The following is a 17,287-nucleotide window of genomic DNA, read 5'->3' as shown; positions in this document are numbered from 1 at the left end:
TAAATTGACACAAGCAACATCAACAAATGAAATCGTGGTACTAGAAGAAGGAAGTGTCACTTTACCAAAGGGGTATAAAGCAGGTGGCATGCACTGTGGAATTAAAAGAAAAAGACTCGATCTTGGCTACATCGTATCGGAAGTTCCAGCAACCGCTGCAGGCGTGTATACAACAAATATTTTTCAAGCGGCTCCTTTATTAGTTACTCAAGAAAGCGTAGCAAAAGAAAATAAACTCCAAGCCATTATCGTTAATTCTGGTAACGCCAATGCTTGTACAGGGGAACAAGGATTACTTGATGCCTACACCATGCAAAAGGATTTTGCAAATGAACTTGGAATTGAAGAGCATCTTGTTGCAGTGACTTCCACAGGGGTCATCGGAGAATTGATGCCGATGGATAAAGTGAGAGCTGGTGTTACACAAATACTTAATAAAGAATATGAAAATGAGAGCTTATTTAAAGAAGCCATTCTAACTACTGATACATGTGTCAAACATACAGCTGTGCAAATGACTATCGATGGAAAAACGGTTAGCATCGGCGGCGCATCAAAGGGTTCTGGAATGATCCACCCAAACATGGCTACTATGCTTGGATTCGTAACTACAGATGCAAATATAGCACAGGAAGACCTGGTAGCCGCCCTTCGAGACGTCACCAATCAAACCTTCAATATGATCACGGTTGATGGCGATACAAGTACGAATGACATGGTTCTCGTCTTGGCCAATGGGTTAGCAGAAAACAGTCAACTAACCAAGGACCATCCGGATTGGGATGTGTTTAAACAGGGTTTGAAAATGGTTTGTGAATCACTTGCTAAAAAGATCGCACGAGATGGCGAGGGGGCTACCAAGCTAGTAGAAGTTCAAGTGACTGGCTCCTACAGCCGAAATGCTGCAAGTGCTGTCGGTAAAGCCATTATTTCTTCTAACCTAGTAAAAACAGCTATTTATGGAACAGATCCAAACTGGGGAAGAATTGTGACGGCAATAGGCTACAGTGGTGTTCCAGTTGAACCGAATGCCATAAAAGTATCAATCGGACCTTATACGGTATTCGAAAACGGTCTACCAAGTATGTTTGTAGAAGAAGAGGTTAAAGAATACTTACAACTTGATGTTATTAAAATACATGTTGAATTAAACCAGGGTGAATATAGTGCAACTGCATGGGGATGCGACCTTACCTACGATTACGTAAAAATAAATGCATCCTACCGCACGTAAGGGAGGACGAAAATGAAATACCTAGTCATTAAGTGTGGCGGAAGTGTGTTAGAAAATCTGCCAAGATCTTTTTATGAAGATGTCGTTCAGATGCATCAATCAGGTGAATGGACACCTATCATAGTTCATGGCGGAGGTCCTCTTATAACGTCCTTATTAAAAAATTTAAATGTGGAAACTACTTTTGTAAATGGTTTACGGGTAACCAACCATGACGTGCTAGATATTGTGGAAATGGTTCTGAGTGGTTCGGTTAATAAGCTAGTTGTCAGAAACCTAGTCGAGGTTGGCGGAAATGCTTTTGGCATAAGTGGAGTAGACGGCGGATTATTGAAAGCAGTTCCGATAGCAGATGCAAAAACGTTAGGGTTTGTGGGTGAAGTAGTTGGTGTAAATCAAAGTGTCATAGAAGGAATCGTCAATCAAGGGTATATACCGGTTATTTCTCCCATCGGCATTGATGCTAGTGGTCAACGCTACAATATCAATGGAGACATAGCAGCTAGCGCGATTGCAAAAGCACTGGGAGCCAATCTTTGTTTTATTAGTGATATTCCAGGGATATTAATTGAAAAAAATGGTGTGAAAACAAAGCTTGATAAAGCAACCAAAACAACCATTGAAGAACTAATCGATAATCAAACCATTTACGGTGGCATGATTCCGAAGGTAAAGGCTGCCATAGACGGCCTTGTTCACAACATACCTGAAGTGGGGATTATCAATGGTTTTGATAAAAATAGTCTGATAGATTACACAGCAGGTAAAGATATCGGTACAAAAATTGTCTTAGAAGAGGAGATTGCGTAAATGGTAAACGATACTTCCGTTTCTCTATCCTCCCCAATAATGGCCACGTACAGCCGTTTCCCGGTCACTTTAGTAAAGGGAAAAGGAAGTTATGTGTGGGACGATCAAGGGAAGCAATATTTAGATTTCACGTCTGGGATTGCAACTTGTAATTTAGGTCATGTTCCAGACGCTGTAAAAGAAAAACTAGAAGAACAGTTGCAAGACCTATGGCACTGTACAAACCTTTATCATATTCCAAATCAGGAAAAGCTTGCGGCACTACTTGCTGCCAATAGCTGTGGAGATCAGGTTTTCTTCTGCAACAGTGGGGCGGAAGCAAATGAAGCAGCGATTAAGCTGGCAAGAAGATATGCGAACAAGGTAAAGGGAAGCGGATCTTCTGAAGTCGTGACCTTTCAGCAATCCTTCCACGGTAGAACACTAGCAACCTTAACAGCAACCGGTCAGGAAAAAATCCAACAGGGTTTTTCACCACTTATGCCAGGTTTTAGTTATCTTCCATTTAATGATGAAGAAGCGCTTGAAGAGCTAACCACACGAAAGCCTGCAGCAGTCTTACTTGAGCTTGTCCAAGGTGAAGGCGGAGTCATACCAGCAAACCCTGAATGGGTAAAAAAACTAGCAGCAATTTGTAAGGATAACGGTATTCTGCTGATGGTCGATGAAATTCAAACTGGGATTGGCAGAACGGGTACACTTTTTGCTTATGAACAGTACGGAATTGAACCAGATGTCATTAGTCTTGCAAAGGGGCTAGGTTCAGGTTTCCCAATTGGAGCCATCATCGCAAAAGAAGAAGCGGCCAAGGGATTTGAACCGGGCAGCCATGGTAGTACTTTTGGCGGAAATCCATTAGCGACGGCTGCAGGACTGGCAACTGTTACTCATATACTTGAAACCAACTTACTAAAACAAGTGAAAGAAGTCGTGACATACCTTGATAGTCAGCTGGAAATGTTGAAGGAAAAATACGAGTTTATTAAAAATATACGTGGTAAAGGACTGCTAAAGGGACTGCTTGTTGAAACGAACGCACTTGGTATCGTACAAAAAGCGATTGCAAACAACCTTCTTATTTTAACAGCCGGACCGAATGTCGTTCGGATTTTACCACCGTTAACGGTAACAAAAGAAGAGATAAATGAATTTATTGAAGCATTGGAAAAAACATTCCAAGGTATAGAGAAAGGCGAGTGAGTGTTTTTGGAACAGGGATACCTTACTTTGGAAACGGGAGAAGTGTTTGAAGGTGTACTAATTGGTGCAGAAAAGGATTCTCTCGGGGAAGTAGTTTTTAATACAAGTATGACTGGCTATCAGGAAATCATCACGGATCCTTCCTACGCTGGGCAAATGATTACATTCTGCTATCCGATTATTGGAAGCTATGGAATCAATGCAATGGACGATGAAAGCATTACACCCGCTTTATCAGCGGTAATCATTAGTGATTTATGTGAAACACCAAGTCATTATCAATCCATTCACAAATTTTCAGAAAAACTGAAGCAGGCTGACGTTCCGGGAATCGCCGGTGTTGATACAAGGCTCCTTGTGAAAACCATTCGCAGCCGCGGGACAGTCAAAGGCTATTTAAGCAAAACAAAACAAGGGGATTTTTCTGCAAACGAAAAATCAACGTTATGGGTGGAGAAAGTATCCACTAAGAAGATGCAATATTTCAATAATAGAGGACCACATGTGGTATTAATGGACTATGGCTTTAAAAAGTCGATCCTTACTGCTTTATTAGAAGAAAATTGTGCAGTAACAGTGGTTCCTTATTATACTCCTTTTGAAAAAGTAAAATCCTTGAATCCTGATGGTGTTCTATTTAGCAACGGACCTGGAGATCCAATGGATTTAAAGAAATGGTTCCCAGAAATTAAAAAAATTAGCCAGCATTATCCTACACTTGGAATTTGTTTAGGCCACCAGCTAATCGCTTTAGCATATGGGGCAAAAACAGCAAAGCTTGCCTATGGTCATAGGGGCGGTAATCACCCGGTGAAAGAGATTATGACTGGAAAAGTGAAAATAACGGCACAAAATCATGGGTATGTCGTTGTTGACGATAGCATCGACCAAACGGTCTTTGATATTACTTACAGAAATGTCAATGATCAATCAATTGAAGGACTAAAACATCAAAGCTATCCAATCCAAACGGTGCAATTTCATCCGGAAGCACATCCCGGACCAACCGATACCGCACACATTATTACAGAATTCGTAAGCCAGATAGCTTCATTGGGAGAGACCGTATATGCCATTAAATAAAAACTTAAAAAAAGTACTTGTCATTGGGTCTGGTCCGATTGTCATTGGTCAGGCAGCAGAATTTGATTATGCCGGAACACAAGCTTGTATCGCCTTGAAAGAGGAAGGAATTGAAGTTGTTTTAATTAATAATAATCCGGCAACCATTATGACTGATGAGGCCATTGCTGATAAGGTTTATATTGAACCTTTAAACGTGGCTACCATCGAAAAAATCATTCAAAAAGAAAAACCCGATGGGGTCATTGGCACCCTAGGGGGGCAAACGGGCTTAAATTTAACCGTTCAGTTATATGAACAAAAGATTTTAGAAAAATACGATGTAGCGCTATTAGGAACTTCGGTTGAATCGATCAAAAACGGTGAAGATCGGGAAAGATTCCGTAATCTCATGCTTACAATCGGCGAACCTATTCCTGAATCTGCAATTATTCACAGCTACGAAGAAGGGGTAAAGTTCGTTCAAGAAATTGGATTTCCAGTGATTATCCGTCCTGCCTATACATTAGGGGGAGAGGGCGGTGGCTTCGCTTACACCTTCGATGAACTTGAAATTGTTTTGAAAAAAGGGCTAGCTGCCAGTCCAATTGGTCAGGTACTGGTTGAAAAAAGTATTAAAGGCTGGAAGGAAATCGAGTACGAAGTCATGCGTGATGCAAATGACACGTGCATCATTGTGTGTAATATGGAAAACATGGATCCTGTCGGCGTTCATACAGGGGATTCCATTGTAGTTGCTCCGTCGCAGACACTTAATGACGTTCAATATCAAATGCTTCGTGATGTGTCCATTAAAGTCATTAGAGAATTAGCAATCATCGGAGGCTGCAATATTCAGTTTGCCCTCCACCCAGAATCCAATCAGTATTATATTATTGAAGTAAATCCAAGGGTGAGCCGTTCATCCGCACTTGCCTCAAAAGCAACGGGTTATCCGATAGCAAGGATGGCAGCAAAGTGTGCGATTGGGTATCATTTGGATGAAATTGTGAATCCTATAACAGGTAACACGTTTGCTTCATTTGAGCCAGCGATTGATTATATTGTGGTGAAACTACCTCGCTTCCCATTTGATAAGTTTCCAGAGGCAGACCGTACACTTGGAACGCAAATGAAAGCAACAGGTGAAGTAATGGCAATTGACCGCACATTTGAGGGAGCTCTAAACAAAGCGATTCGGTCGATGGAGATGAATGTGTATGGTCTTTGTCTTGAAGGGAATAAAACAGCAGAAGATGCCACCCTTTATGATCTTCTTACAACCGCAAATGACAGACGATTATTCATCATTGCCGAATGCTTTAGAAGAGGGACTACTCTTGAAAAAATACAGCAGTTAACCGAGATTGATCCATGGTTTTTGCACAAAATTAGTTCAATCGTTGCGATCGAAAAGGAATTGGCATCCTATCAATGGGAACAAGTTCCTGTCCTCCTGCTTAAACAAGCAAAACGAAATAATGTGTCCGATAAGCTTTTATCGGAAATATACGGTATTCCTGAAAAACAGATTCGTAAAAAGTGGAAAGAATTAAACTTGAAACCTGGCTATAAAATGGTTGATACCTGTTCGGCAGAATTTGATGCTGTCACACCTTACTACTATTCTACGTGGCACGGTTTTGACGAAGTAGAAGTAACTGATAAGAAGAAAATTCTTGTTATTGGTTCTGGCCCGATTCGAATTGGTCAAGGAATCGAATTTGATTATTGTTCTGTCCATGCGGCAAAAGCGATTAAGAAGAATGGCTATGAAGCCGTTGTCATAAATAACAATCCAGAGACAGTGAGCACAGACTATTCTGTTGCGGATCGTTTATATTTTGAACCTCTTGCAGCAGAAGATGTTCTGCATGTGATCGAGAAGGAAAAGGTTGACGGGGTCTTGATTCAGTTCGGCGGACAAACGGCAATTAATTTGGCCCATTCTTTAGAAGAAGAAGGAGTGACCATTTTAGGTACCTCTGTTAAAAATGTCGATCGTTTAGAAGATCGAAAGGAATTCTATCAGCTGCTTGAAGACTTAAATATTCCCCATATTGAGGGTCAAACAGTCTCACACCCAGATGAATTGAAGGAAGCAGCAGAAAAATTAGGCTACCCAGTTCTTGTTCGTCCATCGTATGTAATTGGCGGTCAATCGATGTTTACTATTTTTTCAGAAGAAGAGCTTAGCCAATATATTGTACAGCTTGAGCAGAATTCACAGGCGTCCATGTGGCCTTTATTAGTAGATAAATTTTTACCTGGAGTAGAATGCGAGATTGATGTCATTTGCGACGGGGGAACGATTGTGGTTCCTGGAATTTTTGAGCATATTGAAAAAGCTGGAGTCCACTCTGGTGATAGTATCACGGTATTCCCACCGATTTCTCTAACAGCAAAAGTCAAAGAAACATTAATTGATCATGCAGGGAAGATTGCCAAGTCAGCTTCTGTCATTGGGATGATGAACATTCAATTTGTTATCTATGAAGATGAAGTCTATGTACTAGAAGTGAACCCGCGCTCATCGAGAACCGTGCCGATTATCAGTAAGGTAACAGGCATACCAATGATTGAGTGGGCAACAAGTATTCAATTAGGTCAATCGTTAACTAAGTTATCACCAACCGAAGGGTTACTCGCTGAACCAAACTACTATTCTGTAAAAACACCAGTGTTTTCATCGAGTAAGTTAAAGGGTGTAGATCATGTGCTTGGGCCAGAAATGAAATCAACGGGTGAAGCCTTGGGAATGGGAGTAACGTTTCAAGCGGCATTAGAAAAGTCGATTCTCTCACTTGGTGAAGAGACAGAGAAAAATTATCTGTTTTGCTCCATTTCAGACCGTGAGAAGCCTGCTAGTCTTGCAATTATTGAACAATTTATAGATAAAAATTACAAAATTGCTGCTACAGAAGGAACTGCACTTTTCCTCCAGGATAACGGAATCCCTGTTGAGGTAATGGTCAAGGATGATGCGGATGTAAGTGAATTTTTCCGAAAGCAGTTAATTCAAGCAGTCATTAACATTCCAAATCAAGGTCGAAATAAAATGAAATTTGGTTTTCAAATTCGTGAGCATGCTGTTCGTTACAAAATCCCTGTATTTACCCATTTAGATACGATTGAGGCGACATTTGGTCTACAAAAAGGATCTCCATCGGATTATCAGGTACGAACGGTTAGTGAGTATTATACTATTGAAAAAGAAGGTGCCGTTCATGGTTGAAGCCATTAAATTGAACGAAAAAAGTAACCCGCAACTGAAGGGGAAAGATTTTTTACAGCTATCGGATTTCACTACTGAAGAAATCCTTTACCTGTTAAACGATGCACTTGAACTAAAGCAAATGCAAAAGCAAGGGAAACCACAGCCTTTCTTAAATGGAAAAGTGTTAGGCATGATTTTTGAAAAATCATCTACCCGTACAAGGGTTTCATTTGAAGTAGGAATGCTGCAGCTTGGGGGGCATGCGATTTTCCTAAGCTCAAAAGACATTCAGCTCGGACGCGGGGAAAGTATATCCGATACAGCTAAAGTGTTATCACGCTATGTGGATGGAATCATGATTCGAACGTTTTCACATGATTCTGTAAAAGAATTAGCAGAGCACGCTACTGTTCCAGTGATCAATGGGTTAACCGATTTACAGCACCCAACCCAGGTATTAGCTGACCTTTTAACCATTCTTGAGCACAAGGGAAAATTAGAAGGGTTAAAGCTTTGCTATATTGGAGACGGAAATAATAATATGGCCCATTCGTTGATGGAAGGGGCAGTAAAGGTAGGAATGGATGTTAGTATCGCCAGCCCGCCGGGTTATTTACCTGATGGGAAAATTACGGAGGCGGCTATTAAAGAGGGCTTACAAACGGGAAGTTCAGTTGTCATTACAAATAATCCACTTGAAGCGATTAAAGACGCGGATGTTGTCGTAACAGACGTCTGGACCAGCATGGGGCAGGAAGAAGAAACGGAAAAAAGATTAAAGGCGTTTGAAGGCTTTCAAGTCAATGAAGAACTATGCAAACAGGCTAAAGCTGATTATATCTTTTTACACTGTCTACCTGCTCATCGTGATGAAGAAGTAACGGGAGCTATTATTGACGGTACTCATTCAGTCGTGTTTGATGAAGCCGAGAATCGCCTGCATGCGCAAAAAGCAATTTTAAAACATTTATTAGCATAATAGTTTCACTTTTTGTGAGAGTTGTTGTATAATAATTCTATTGATTGAATAAAAATTCACAAAAGCACGAGGAGAATACAGATGGCAAAAGAAAAAATTGTTCTAGCATATTCAGGTGGTTTAGATACTTCCGTTTCGGTTAAATGGATCCAGGAAAAATATGGTTATGATGTTATTGCTCTAGGTCTAGATGTAGGTGAAGGAAAAGACTTAGAAGCTATTAAAAATAAGGCGTTAAATGTTGGAGCCGTTAAAGCATATATGATCGATGCAAAAGAATTATTGGCAAAGGAATATATTTTACCAGCTTTAAAGGCTAATTGTTTATATGAAGGAAAATATCCATTATCTTCAGCGCTTTCTCGTCCACTTATTTCAAAACTATTAGTAGAGGTGGCGGAAAAAGAAGGGGCTAAAGCTGTTGCTCATGGCTGTACTGGAAAAGGCAATGACCAAGTCCGTTTCGAAGTGTCCATTCAAGCGTTAAACCCAAGTCTAAAGGTGGTTGCTCCGGTACGTGAATGGGGAATGACACGTGATGAAGAAATTAAGTATGCTGAGGAAAACGGTATTCCGATTCCAGTAGATTTAGATAATCCATTCTCAATTGATGCAAACATTTGGGGACGTGCTTGTGAGGCTGGAGTACTTGAAGATCCATGGGCAGAAGCGCCTGAAGCAGCATTCGATTGGACGAATCCGATTGAACTAACTCCAGATGCCGCTGAATATGTAGAAATTGAATTCGAACAAGGGGTTCCTGTTGCCCTCAATGGTGAGAAACTTCCACTTGTTCAGTTAATTGAAACGTTAAACGCACTGGGTGGTAAGCACGGTGTTGGTCGTATCGACCATATTGAAAATAGATTAGTAGGAATTAAATCAAGAGAAGTGTATGAAAATCCGGCTGCATTAATTTTAATCAATGCGCATAAAGAATTAGAATTCTTAACATTAACTCGTGAGGTTACACAATTTAAGACTCAAGTGGAACAGCAGATGGCAAAAATCATCTATGAAGGACTTTGGTATTCACCTATCAAACCAGCGCTTGATGCGTTTATTGAAGAAACACAAAAAACTGTTACAGGAACGATTCGTGTAAAGCTTCATAAAGGAAATCACACAGTTGTAGGCCGTAAGTCTCCATTTAGCTTATACAACGAGGAGCTTGCTACCTACTCAAAAGGTGATGCATTCGATCACAATGCGGCTGTTGGCTTTATTAAGATTTGGGGCTTACCAACAAAGGTATATTCAGAGGTTACTAAAAAAGAAACGATTGTAAAATAATTCGGATTGCCCTCGAATCCTATTTCGGGGGCTATCTTCTTTCATTTTAAGGAGGAGCATAACATGTCTAAGTTATGGGGCGGACGATTTACAAAGGAAACCAACAAGCTCGTAGAAGAATTTACAGCATCCATATCTTTTGATCAAAAGTTAGCAAAAGAGGATATTGCCGGAAGCCTGGCACATGTGCAAATGCTTGGTGAATGTGGCATTATCCCAGTTGAAGATGCTGAAAAAATTAAGGACGGACTTCTTGCTATTCAAAAAATGGTTCATGCAAACGAAGTGGAGTTTTTGGTAGAAGATGAAGATATTCACATGAATATCGAAAAGCTGTTGATAGAAAGAATCGGACCGGTTGGCGGTAAGCTACATACGGGTCGTAGCCGGAATGACCAAGTAGCTACAGATATGCACCTTTATTTAAGAACAAAAACGACGGAGCTTATTAAATTGATCGAAGATGTTCAGGAAGCTTTAGTCGAGCAGGCAAAAGAACATGTCCAAACCTTAATTCCAGGTTATACTCATCTCCAGCGTGCGCAGCCAGTATCGTTTGCTCACCATTTAATGGCTTATTTCTGGATGTTTGAACGTGATAAAGAGAGATTGATTGATAGTCTGAAACGGGTGAACTGGCTTCCGCTTGGTTCAGGTGCGTTAGCTGGGACTACTTTTCCTATCAACCGTGAACGTGTAGCAGAACTACTAGGCTTTGAAACGGTGTATCCGAACAGTATGGATGCTGTCAGCGACCGCGATTTTATTCTTGAATTTCTATCAATTGGTTCTATTATCATGACTCATATTTCTAGATTCTCAGAAGAACTAGTAATTTGGTCAAGTCAGGAATTCCAATTTGTTGAGTTAGATGATTCTTTCTGTACTGGCTCAAGCATTATGCCGCAAAAGAAGAATCCAGACGTACCAGAGCTGCTTCGTGGAAAAACAGGCCGTACGTATGGCAATTTGATTGGGCTGCTGACTGTTTTGAAAGGTTTGCCGCTTGCCTACAATAAGGACTTACAGGAAGATAAAGAAGGTATGTTTGACACTGTTGAAACATTGGAAGGGTCATTGAAACTTTTAGCTCCGATGATTGAAACGATGACTGTTAAAAAAGATGTGATGCGTAAAGCAATTAACAATGACTTCTCTAATGCTACGGATATTGCTGATTATCTAGTTACAAAGGGATTACCGTTCCGTGAGGCCCATGAGGTTATTGGAAAAATTGTTTTATACTCGATCCAGTCCAATAAGTTTTTACTAGATTTAAGCTTTGAAGAATATCAAGAGTTTAGTCCTTTATTTGAAGAAGATATTTACGAGGTATTAGCTCCAGAACACGTAGTTGCCGTTCGAAACAGCTTTGGTGGTACTTCTCCAGAGCAGGTGGAGAAGCAAATTGGGCTTGCTGAGGGAAAACTGAAACGATAAAATGTGAGAAACCCGCCATTGGCAGGTTTCTTTTTGCTGTTGTATGGCGATATCTACATACTTTTGCGTTTTATCTACACGTTTTTGAGATATATCTACACACTTTTGCCTTTTTTCTACACGTTTTTGAGATATATCTACACACTTTTACATTTTTTCTACACAGTTTTATAATATATCTACACAAATTGATGGTTTATCTACAATTTACCATTTTTCTAAGGAGTGGTTTTCCATTAGCGGTTTTATCATTGATTTACTTGTTGATATCGCAGGGGGAGTCATTGAATTTCTCATTCCTGATTGGTCACCTAAATCGAAATTTGAAAAGAATATAATCAGATTAAGGGAAGAAGACTGGTTTGCTACACTGGAAAAGGATGTTAGATACTCATATATCATTCACCAAAATAGGAAGGTGAAACGGTTCTTAAGTAATGAGAATAATATCAAAATGATCACCAGTATGGATTTTGAGAGAGAAAATTTTATCCACTTAGTAAAAGAAGAACATGCCAAATTTACAGGTTTACGATCGTAATGAGTTGAAAGAATATATTGACATTTAACATTACATCAACTAAAATTTTCTTTATAACTTGGAAATTTAATGAAAAATCAAATAAAAACTCTTATCCAGAGTGGTGGAGGGACTAGGCCCGATGAAACCCGGCAACCTTCAAGGTATTCCTTGAAAAGGTGCTAATTCCTGCAGGTTATTTTTAACCTGATAGATAAGAGGAGGAATCCAACCCTCTTCTTATTGAAGAGGGTTTTTCTTTTTGAAAAATAAACAGTTTCGTGTCAAAAATCGTGTAGTGAAGGGATGGATGTATGTGTCTGTAATCAAAGTAGCAATCCTTGGATTTGGAACAGTTGGTGAAGGAGTATATCGAACAATACAATCACACAGTGAGGAGCTTACGGCTACATTAGGCAAGAAGGTTGAAGTTGCCGCTGTTCTCATCAGAAACACGCAAAAGAAAAGAAATATTAGTGAAAATGTATTAGTAACAACAGAATTTGCGGATATCTTAAATCTCGAACAGCTTGATGTTGTTGTGGAGGCTATTGTCGATAAAGAGCCGACATTTACATTTTTAAAATCAGCCATACAGCGGGGATGCCACATCATTACAGCAAATAAGGAAATGTTTGCCCATCACGGGAAAGAACTGCTTGAGCTCGCAGCGGAGAAAAATGTTTCTGTTGGATTTGAAGCCACTGTAGCAGGTGGAATTCCAGTCATACAAACACTTAGACAGCTTTTAAATATTAATCGTGTCAAACAGGTCCGAGGAATTCTAAATGGAACTTCCAATTTTATTCTTTCAGAAATGAGGGAAAAGAAGCAGTCATTTGCACAGGCACTAGTATTAGCACAAGAGAATGGCTATGCTGAAGCTGATCCAACAAATGACGTGGAGGGCTTTGATGCCTTTTATAAAACTATGATTCTTAGCAGGCTCGCTTTTGGAGAAGAACCTAATTGGCAGGATGTTGAACGTGAGGGGATTACATCCATAACCAGTGAATTGATTGAAGCAGCCGAAATTGCAGGGCTAAGGTTTAAACATATTGCGAGTATAACAAGGCTGGGCGGTCAAATAAAAGCAACGGTCAAACCAGCGCTAGTGGGAAAAGAGCATCCATTTTACCATGTAGAAGGCGTTCAGAACGCAGTAAATGTCCAATCGGATATTGTAGGTGAAATTACGCTTCAGGGGCCGGGAGCTGGAATGTTTCCTACGGCGAGTGCTGTCATTGAGGATTTAGTCTATGTGTGTCAAAATCCTCCGGGAAAACGCAATGTTACACGTTCTCAAGAAGTGGTAACGGGGTTTAGTAAGAGTGACAAGAAGAAAACATGGCTGGTGCATGGAGTGAAGCATAAACAGGTGACTCCTTCCATTATTTGGATTGAAGAAGTGGCGGAGGAAACGTTTGTAATCAAAGCGACAGATAGAGAAATTGCTCTTCTGGCCAAACAAAATAATCTTATCTATTTTCCGATTATTGGAGAATACGAGAAGGTGAAACAGATAAATGCGCTTAAGGCTTTATAAGAATCTACAAACAATGAAAGAGCTATACGGCTCTTTTTTTCATTTTAAGAAAGCCAGGTCCTAGATCTACTTTTTTCAGAGAGAAGAAGGAAAAAGTAGAAGTAGCGAGGTCCTAGATCTACTTTTATCAGAGAAAAGAAGGAAAAAGTAGAAGTAGCGAGGTCCTAGATCTACTTTTTTCAGAGAGAAGAAGGAAAAGGTAGAAGTAGCAAACCTCTAGGTCTACTTTTTATAGATAAAAGAAGGAAAAGGTAGAAGCAGCGAGGTCCTAGATCTACTTTTATCAGAGAGAAGAAGGGAAAAGTAGAAGTAGCAAACTTCTAAATCTACTTTTTTTATTTGAACAAGATGTAGAAATTTAATTCAATAGTCACGGATATTCCGTGTTTATCCACTGCATTGTCCACACCGAAAGTCCCGGTTTAAATGTATTCCACAGATTTATTCACAATATCCACAAAAATCAGAATAATTATCCACAAGAATGTACAAATCGGTTTCTAATATTAACAACTTATTAAGTTCACATTCTATTCAATTTTCTAACATTAATATGTTAAGAAACTGTGAAAGCCGTTGTCATTTAAAAAACAGGAGAGTATATTATAAGTGTAGAGAAGATAGTGAAACAATTCACAAACCAAAAAGCACAAACTAACTTCCCTATACGACACAGCTAGCTGAACACCCCTCATCGAAAGGGGAAAGAACTTATCATTACACTTTATTGTGAAAATATTCACAAATATTAATAGGAGATGATTGTGATGAGATGGTATAAAACCCCTCAAGCAGCCGTTGTTTGGACAGTTCTAAGAGTTTGGCTTGGATTACAATGGATTGAAGCAGGTTATCATAAATTAACCGGTGGATTTGACGCTGGCGGATTTTTAAAAGGTGCACTCGCAAATGCAACGGGTGATCATCCAGCAGTGCAGGCATGGTACGCAGATTTCTTACAACAATTTGCCATTCCAAATGTTCAAATCTTTAACGTATTAATTCCTTGGGGAGAATTACTTGTTGGTTTAGGATTAGTTGTTGGATTAGCCACTCTTCCAGCATTAATCGCAGGTGCATTTATGAACTTAAATTTCATGCTAGCAGGCACAACAAGCACGAACCCAATTCTTTATACAGCAGCAATGATCCTTCTATTCGTAGGAACTGGAGCTTACCTCTTCGGTCTTGACCGATACACAGTTCCGTTTATCAAAGGCTATTTCAAAAAGGCACCTGTAAAAAATGTAAACACTAATTAACAGTAATACCGAGTTCTAACAGCTTAGCACGCTGAAGCCTCTCATTAGAGCTCGCTGATATACCATTTATTTCCCCCTTTTATATACTTTAAGAAGCAGGGCAAAGCCTGCTTCTCTTTTTTATGCTTATCTTTTCTTATTCTTCACACGCTGGTTAGCGGCATTAGCACGGGCTTGTGCTTCAAGATCTGCATGATCCGCAAATTCTTGTGAGTATTCTACATCGTTTCCATCTGTTTTCATATTTTTCGGTGTTTGTGGAAGTGATGCTTTATTATTTTTGTGAGAACCTCCATTATGCATTCGACCCATTACTAAAACCCCTTTCAATTTCAGCTAGAGGGAGAAAGATATCTCTCACTCCCTAATAGCTTTTACAATTTGAAAGGGGCTCATTAATGGAAAAACTTTAAATTAATTTTTTGTATACGTATGGAATTCCGTCACTTACAGCTTAGTTTTGCTGTCATGATAGCCGGCGGCACGGTCAGCCATCTTAAAATCACGCTGGTATAAAACCTCTTGTGTACTTGTTAAGGTATATTTACCTCTACCTAAATCTTTTTTCTTTTTTCCCGCCATTTTGCTCATTCCTTTCAACATTTTTTGTTTGTTAATTGTCATCAAGCTAAGTGGTAAAAATGAAGCACTAAATATGTACTTATTTCCATTTTTACCTTTTGAGAGAGGAATGATACTTTTTTTAGGAAAATATATTTTTTAATGCTTTTTCTAAAGTAGGGTACTGAAATTGGAATCCATGATCTAAAAGTTTATTCGGTAAAACCTTTTGCCCATCTACCACTAAGGTGCTCATTTCACCAAGGAGTAAACGAAGGGCAAAGCTAGGTACAGGAAGCCAGTGCGGTCGATGCAATACTTGAGCAAGTGTTTTGCCAAAATCGCTCATCATCACAGGATGTGGAGCAGTGAAATTTACAGGGCCTTGAATTTGTTTATTTTCAATGGCAAAAATAATACCTTTCACTACATCCTCAAGATGAATCCATGACATCCACTGTTTGCCACTTCCAATATTGCCTCCTATAAACCACTTATAAGGCATCAGCATCTTAGGAAGAGCTCCAGCATCCTTTTCAAGAATGATACCAAATCTGCATAAGACCGTTCTAATTCCTAATAAAACCGCCTTGCTCGCCTCTTGTTCCCACTTTACAACTGTTTCTGCTAAAAAATCCGTGCCTAGTTTTTCGTTATTTTCAGTAAAAACTTCTGTTTCTGATGTTCCGTAAATACCAATCGCACTGGCGTTAATAAGCGCCTGCGGTTTCCGGTCTAATTGGTTTATTATGTCCAGGACTGCATCAACTGCTTCCATTCGACTAGATAAAATTTTACTTTTTCTCTCTTCGGTCCAGCGCCCGCTGTTAATCGACTCACCTGCGAGGTTAATAAAGATATCCGTATCTTGGAGGTCCATAACAGGGTTCGCATTATCAGTTAACCACTGCGTATATCGAACGTTTGCCTTCTCGCTAGACTTCCTTGCTCGGCGAGTTAAAATGACTATTTCGTGATTATATTTACTTAGTTCATTGACAAGTGCCTTCCCAACAAAGCCTGTTCCACCTGCAATTGCAATTTTCATGTAGATGACCTCCTTTTGCTTTATTTTACCTTATTTTAATAGGCTTTGTTAAATTTGTCTGTTGATTTCCGTTCCAGGCGCGAGCGGTTCGCGGGCGTTCCGGGAGCCTCCTCGTCGTTCCTCCTGCGGGGTCTCCCGAGACCGCTACTCCCGCAGGAGTCTTCGCGCCTTCCACTCCAATCAACAGGTTATAAAAATCAACATTGTTCTTTAACACAGCCTTTTAATAAAAAAGTATGGTAAAGTGAAAGTGAGGTGAAGGAAATGGCCATTATTACGAAAATCACCACACAGCAAAAAAATGTAGACCGTTTTAATGTTTTTATGGATTATGGCAAGGGCAAGGGTGAAGAATTTGCCTTTAGTGTCGACAGCGATGTGTTAATTAAATTCAATTTAAAAAAAGGGATGGAGCTTGATGATTTTTCTTTCTTGGAAATTCAGTATCAAGACGATATCCGTAAGGCCTACAACTTAGCGGTCAATTATCTGGCAAGAAGGATGAGATCGGAAAAAGAAATCAAGGATTACCTTATAAAAAAAGAACTTGATGAAGCCGTCATTAACGAGGTTCTCCATAGGTTAATCTCGCAAAAATATATTAATGATCAGGAATATGCATTGGCTTATGTAAGGACCCAGGCGAATACGACAGATAAAGGTCCTGATTTAATTAGGTTAGAGTTAAAGGAAAAAGGGATTGGAGAGGGGACTCTTATGCAAGCACTAGAGGAGTATCCCCGTGAGCAGCAGATTGAAAAAGCAACAAAAATGAGTGAGAAGTTTTTTCAAAAAAACTCAAAGGAATCCTTAAAAATTCAGAAGCAGAAGCTAGAAAATTTACTCCTAAGAAAAGGGTATCCTTTTGAGGTCATAGGAATTGCCGTGAATGAAACAAAAGTAGAAAAAGAAGATGATGAGGAAATGGGAGCTGTTCGCTTCCAAGGTGAAAAAGCTCACAGAAAATATGCTCACTTAAGTGGATTTGAATATCAACAAAAGATGAAGCAGGCCTTATATCGTAAAGGATTTTCAATGGATAATATCGAGAGATTTCTTTCTGAGTTAGAAAGTGAAGAAAATTAAAGAGTAGGGGACAGACTGAGTGGAGATTG

14 protein-coding genes and 1 riboswitch are annotated in these 17,287 nt (G+C 39.6%); of the genes, 11 read left to right on the top strand and 3 right to left on the bottom strand.

Features of this window, described 5'->3' with window-relative positions:
• Positions 1–4 precede the first annotated feature (4 nt).
• The 10 genes from argJ (at position 5) to RCG25_RS21100 (ending at position 14,563) form a co-directional block, all read left to right on the top strand.
• Positions 5–1,234: a bifunctional ornithine acetyltransferase/N-acetylglutamate synthase gene (gene argJ / locus RCG25_RS21145; protein ID WP_308080785.1), complete on the top strand. Its 1,230-nt coding sequence runs from the start codon at positions 5–7 to the stop codon at positions 1,232–1,234.
• 12 nt (positions 1,235–1,246) lie between these two features.
• Positions 1,247–2,044 (top strand): acetylglutamate kinase, encoded by a 798-nt coding sequence (gene argB / locus RCG25_RS21140; RefSeq protein ID WP_308080784.1) that lies wholly within the window; start codon positions 1,247–1,249, stop codon positions 2,042–2,044.
• Positions 2,045–3,244: an acetylornithine transaminase gene (locus RCG25_RS21135; protein ID WP_308080783.1), complete on the top strand. Its 1,200-nt coding sequence runs from the start codon at positions 2,045–2,047 to the stop codon at positions 3,242–3,244.
• Between the two features lie 6 nt (positions 3,245–3,250).
• Positions 3,251–4,327, top strand: a complete 1,077-nt coding sequence (locus RCG25_RS21130) for a carbamoyl phosphate synthase small subunit (RefSeq protein WP_308084240.1) — start codon at positions 3,251–3,253, stop codon at positions 4,325–4,327.
• The gene (gene carB / locus RCG25_RS21125) at positions 4,314–7,541 is read left to right on the top strand and encodes a carbamoyl-phosphate synthase (glutamine-hydrolyzing) large subunit (RefSeq protein ID WP_308080782.1); all 3,228 of its coding nucleotides are present in this window, start codon (positions 4,314–4,316) and stop codon (positions 7,539–7,541) included. Before RCG25_RS21130 ends, carB begins: the two co-directional genes overlap by 14 nt.
• Positions 7,534–8,502: an ornithine carbamoyltransferase gene (gene argF / locus RCG25_RS21120; protein WP_308080781.1), complete on the top strand. Its 969-nt coding sequence runs from the start codon at positions 7,534–7,536 to the stop codon at positions 8,500–8,502. Before carB ends, argF begins: the two co-directional genes overlap by 8 nt.
• 81 nt (positions 8,503–8,583) lie before the next feature.
• Positions 8,584–9,795: an argininosuccinate synthase gene (locus tag RCG25_RS21115; RefSeq protein WP_308080780.1), complete on the top strand. Its 1,212-nt coding sequence runs from the start codon at positions 8,584–8,586 to the stop codon at positions 9,793–9,795.
• Between the two features lie 63 nt (positions 9,796–9,858).
• On the top strand, positions 9,859–11,235 hold the full coding sequence (argH, locus tag RCG25_RS21110; RefSeq protein ID WP_308080779.1) for an argininosuccinate lyase: 1,377 nt from the start codon (positions 9,859–9,861) through the stop codon (positions 11,233–11,235).
• Positions 11,236–11,864: 629 nt separating this feature from the next.
• Positions 11,865–11,976, top strand: a riboswitch (SAM riboswitch).
• A gap of 41 nt (positions 11,977–12,017) precedes the next feature.
• Complete coding sequence (locus tag RCG25_RS21105; RefSeq protein ID WP_308080778.1) at positions 12,018–13,301, top strand: homoserine dehydrogenase; 1,284 nt, start codon at positions 12,018–12,020, stop codon at positions 13,299–13,301.
• Positions 13,302–14,068: 767 nt separating this feature from the next.
• Positions 14,069–14,563 carry a DoxX family membrane protein gene (locus RCG25_RS21100; protein WP_308080777.1) on the top strand — a complete coding sequence of 165 codons (495 nt, stop codon included), beginning with the start codon at positions 14,069–14,071 and terminating at the stop codon, positions 14,561–14,563.
• 126 nt (positions 14,564–14,689) lie between these two features.
• Here the strand turns inward: RCG25_RS21100 and RCG25_RS21095 are convergent, their stop codons facing one another.
• The 3 genes from RCG25_RS21095 to RCG25_RS21085 form a co-directional block, all read right to left on the bottom strand.
• Positions 14,690–14,875: a YfhD family protein gene (locus RCG25_RS21095; protein WP_308080776.1), complete on the bottom strand. Its 186-nt coding sequence runs from the start codon at positions 14,873–14,875 to the stop codon at positions 14,690–14,692.
• A gap of 135 nt (positions 14,876–15,010) precedes the next feature.
• The gene (locus tag RCG25_RS21090; protein ID WP_308080775.1) at positions 15,011–15,145 is read right to left on the bottom strand and encodes a YfhE family protein; all 135 of its coding nucleotides are present in this window, start codon (positions 15,143–15,145) and stop codon (positions 15,011–15,013) included.
• 121 nt (positions 15,146–15,266) lie between these two features.
• A complete protein-coding gene (locus RCG25_RS21085; protein ID WP_308080774.1) occupies positions 15,267–16,172 on the bottom strand; it encodes a TIGR01777 family oxidoreductase in 906 nt (301 codons plus the stop codon).
• A 264-nt stretch (positions 16,173–16,436) separates the two neighbouring features.
• Between RCG25_RS21085 and recX the strand changes: the two genes are divergently transcribed.
• On the top strand, positions 16,437–17,258 hold the full coding sequence (gene recX, locus RCG25_RS21080) for a recombination regulator RecX (RefSeq protein WP_308080773.1): 822 nt from the start codon (positions 16,437–16,439) through the stop codon (positions 17,256–17,258).
• The last annotated feature ends 29 nt before the right edge of the window (positions 17,259–17,287 follow it).

This window comes from Neobacillus sp. PS2-9 (genome assembly GCF_030915525.1).
GTDB lineage: Bacteria > Bacillota > Bacilli > Bacillales > Cytobacillaceae > Neobacillus.
The sequence above is the reverse complement of the archived record's forward strand: the minus strand, read 5'-3'. Positions and strand labels throughout refer to the sequence as shown.

What these genes read in the sequence shown, in the direction of transcription:
- RCG25_RS21095 (WP_308080776.1), bottom strand. Translation starts at nt 14,875, where the DNA reads ATGGGTCGAATGCATAATGGAGGTTCTCACAAAAATAATAAAGCATCA.
- argF (WP_308080781.1), top strand. Translation starts at nt 7,534, where the DNA reads ATGGTTGAAGCCATTAAATTGAACGAAAAAAGTAACCCGCAACTGAAG.
- argH (WP_308080779.1), top strand. Translation starts at nt 9,859, where the DNA reads ATGTCTAAGTTATGGGGCGGACGATTTACAAAGGAAACCAACAAGCTC.
- RCG25_RS21115 (WP_308080780.1), top strand. Translation starts at nt 8,584, where the DNA reads ATGGCAAAAGAAAAAATTGTTCTAGCATATTCAGGTGGTTTAGATACT.
- RCG25_RS21100 (WP_308080777.1), top strand. Translation starts at nt 14,069, where the DNA reads ATGAGATGGTATAAAACCCCTCAAGCAGCCGTTGTTTGGACAGTTCTA.
- RCG25_RS21085 (WP_308080774.1), bottom strand. Translation starts at nt 16,172, where the DNA reads ATGAAAATTGCAATTGCAGGTGGAACAGGCTTTGTTGGGAAGGCACTT.
- RCG25_RS21135 (WP_308080783.1), top strand. Translation starts at nt 2,045, where the DNA reads ATGGTAAACGATACTTCCGTTTCTCTATCCTCCCCAATAATGGCCACG.
- recX (WP_308080773.1), top strand. Translation starts at nt 16,437, where the DNA reads ATGGCCATTATTACGAAAATCACCACACAGCAAAAAAATGTAGACCGT.
- argB (WP_308080784.1), top strand. Translation starts at nt 1,247, where the DNA reads ATGAAATACCTAGTCATTAAGTGTGGCGGAAGTGTGTTAGAAAATCTG.
- RCG25_RS21090 (WP_308080775.1), bottom strand. Translation starts at nt 15,145, where the DNA reads ATGGCGGGAAAAAAGAAAAAAGATTTAGGTAGAGGTAAATATACCTTA.
- carB (WP_308080782.1), top strand. Translation starts at nt 4,314, where the DNA reads ATGCCATTAAATAAAAACTTAAAAAAAGTACTTGTCATTGGGTCTGGT.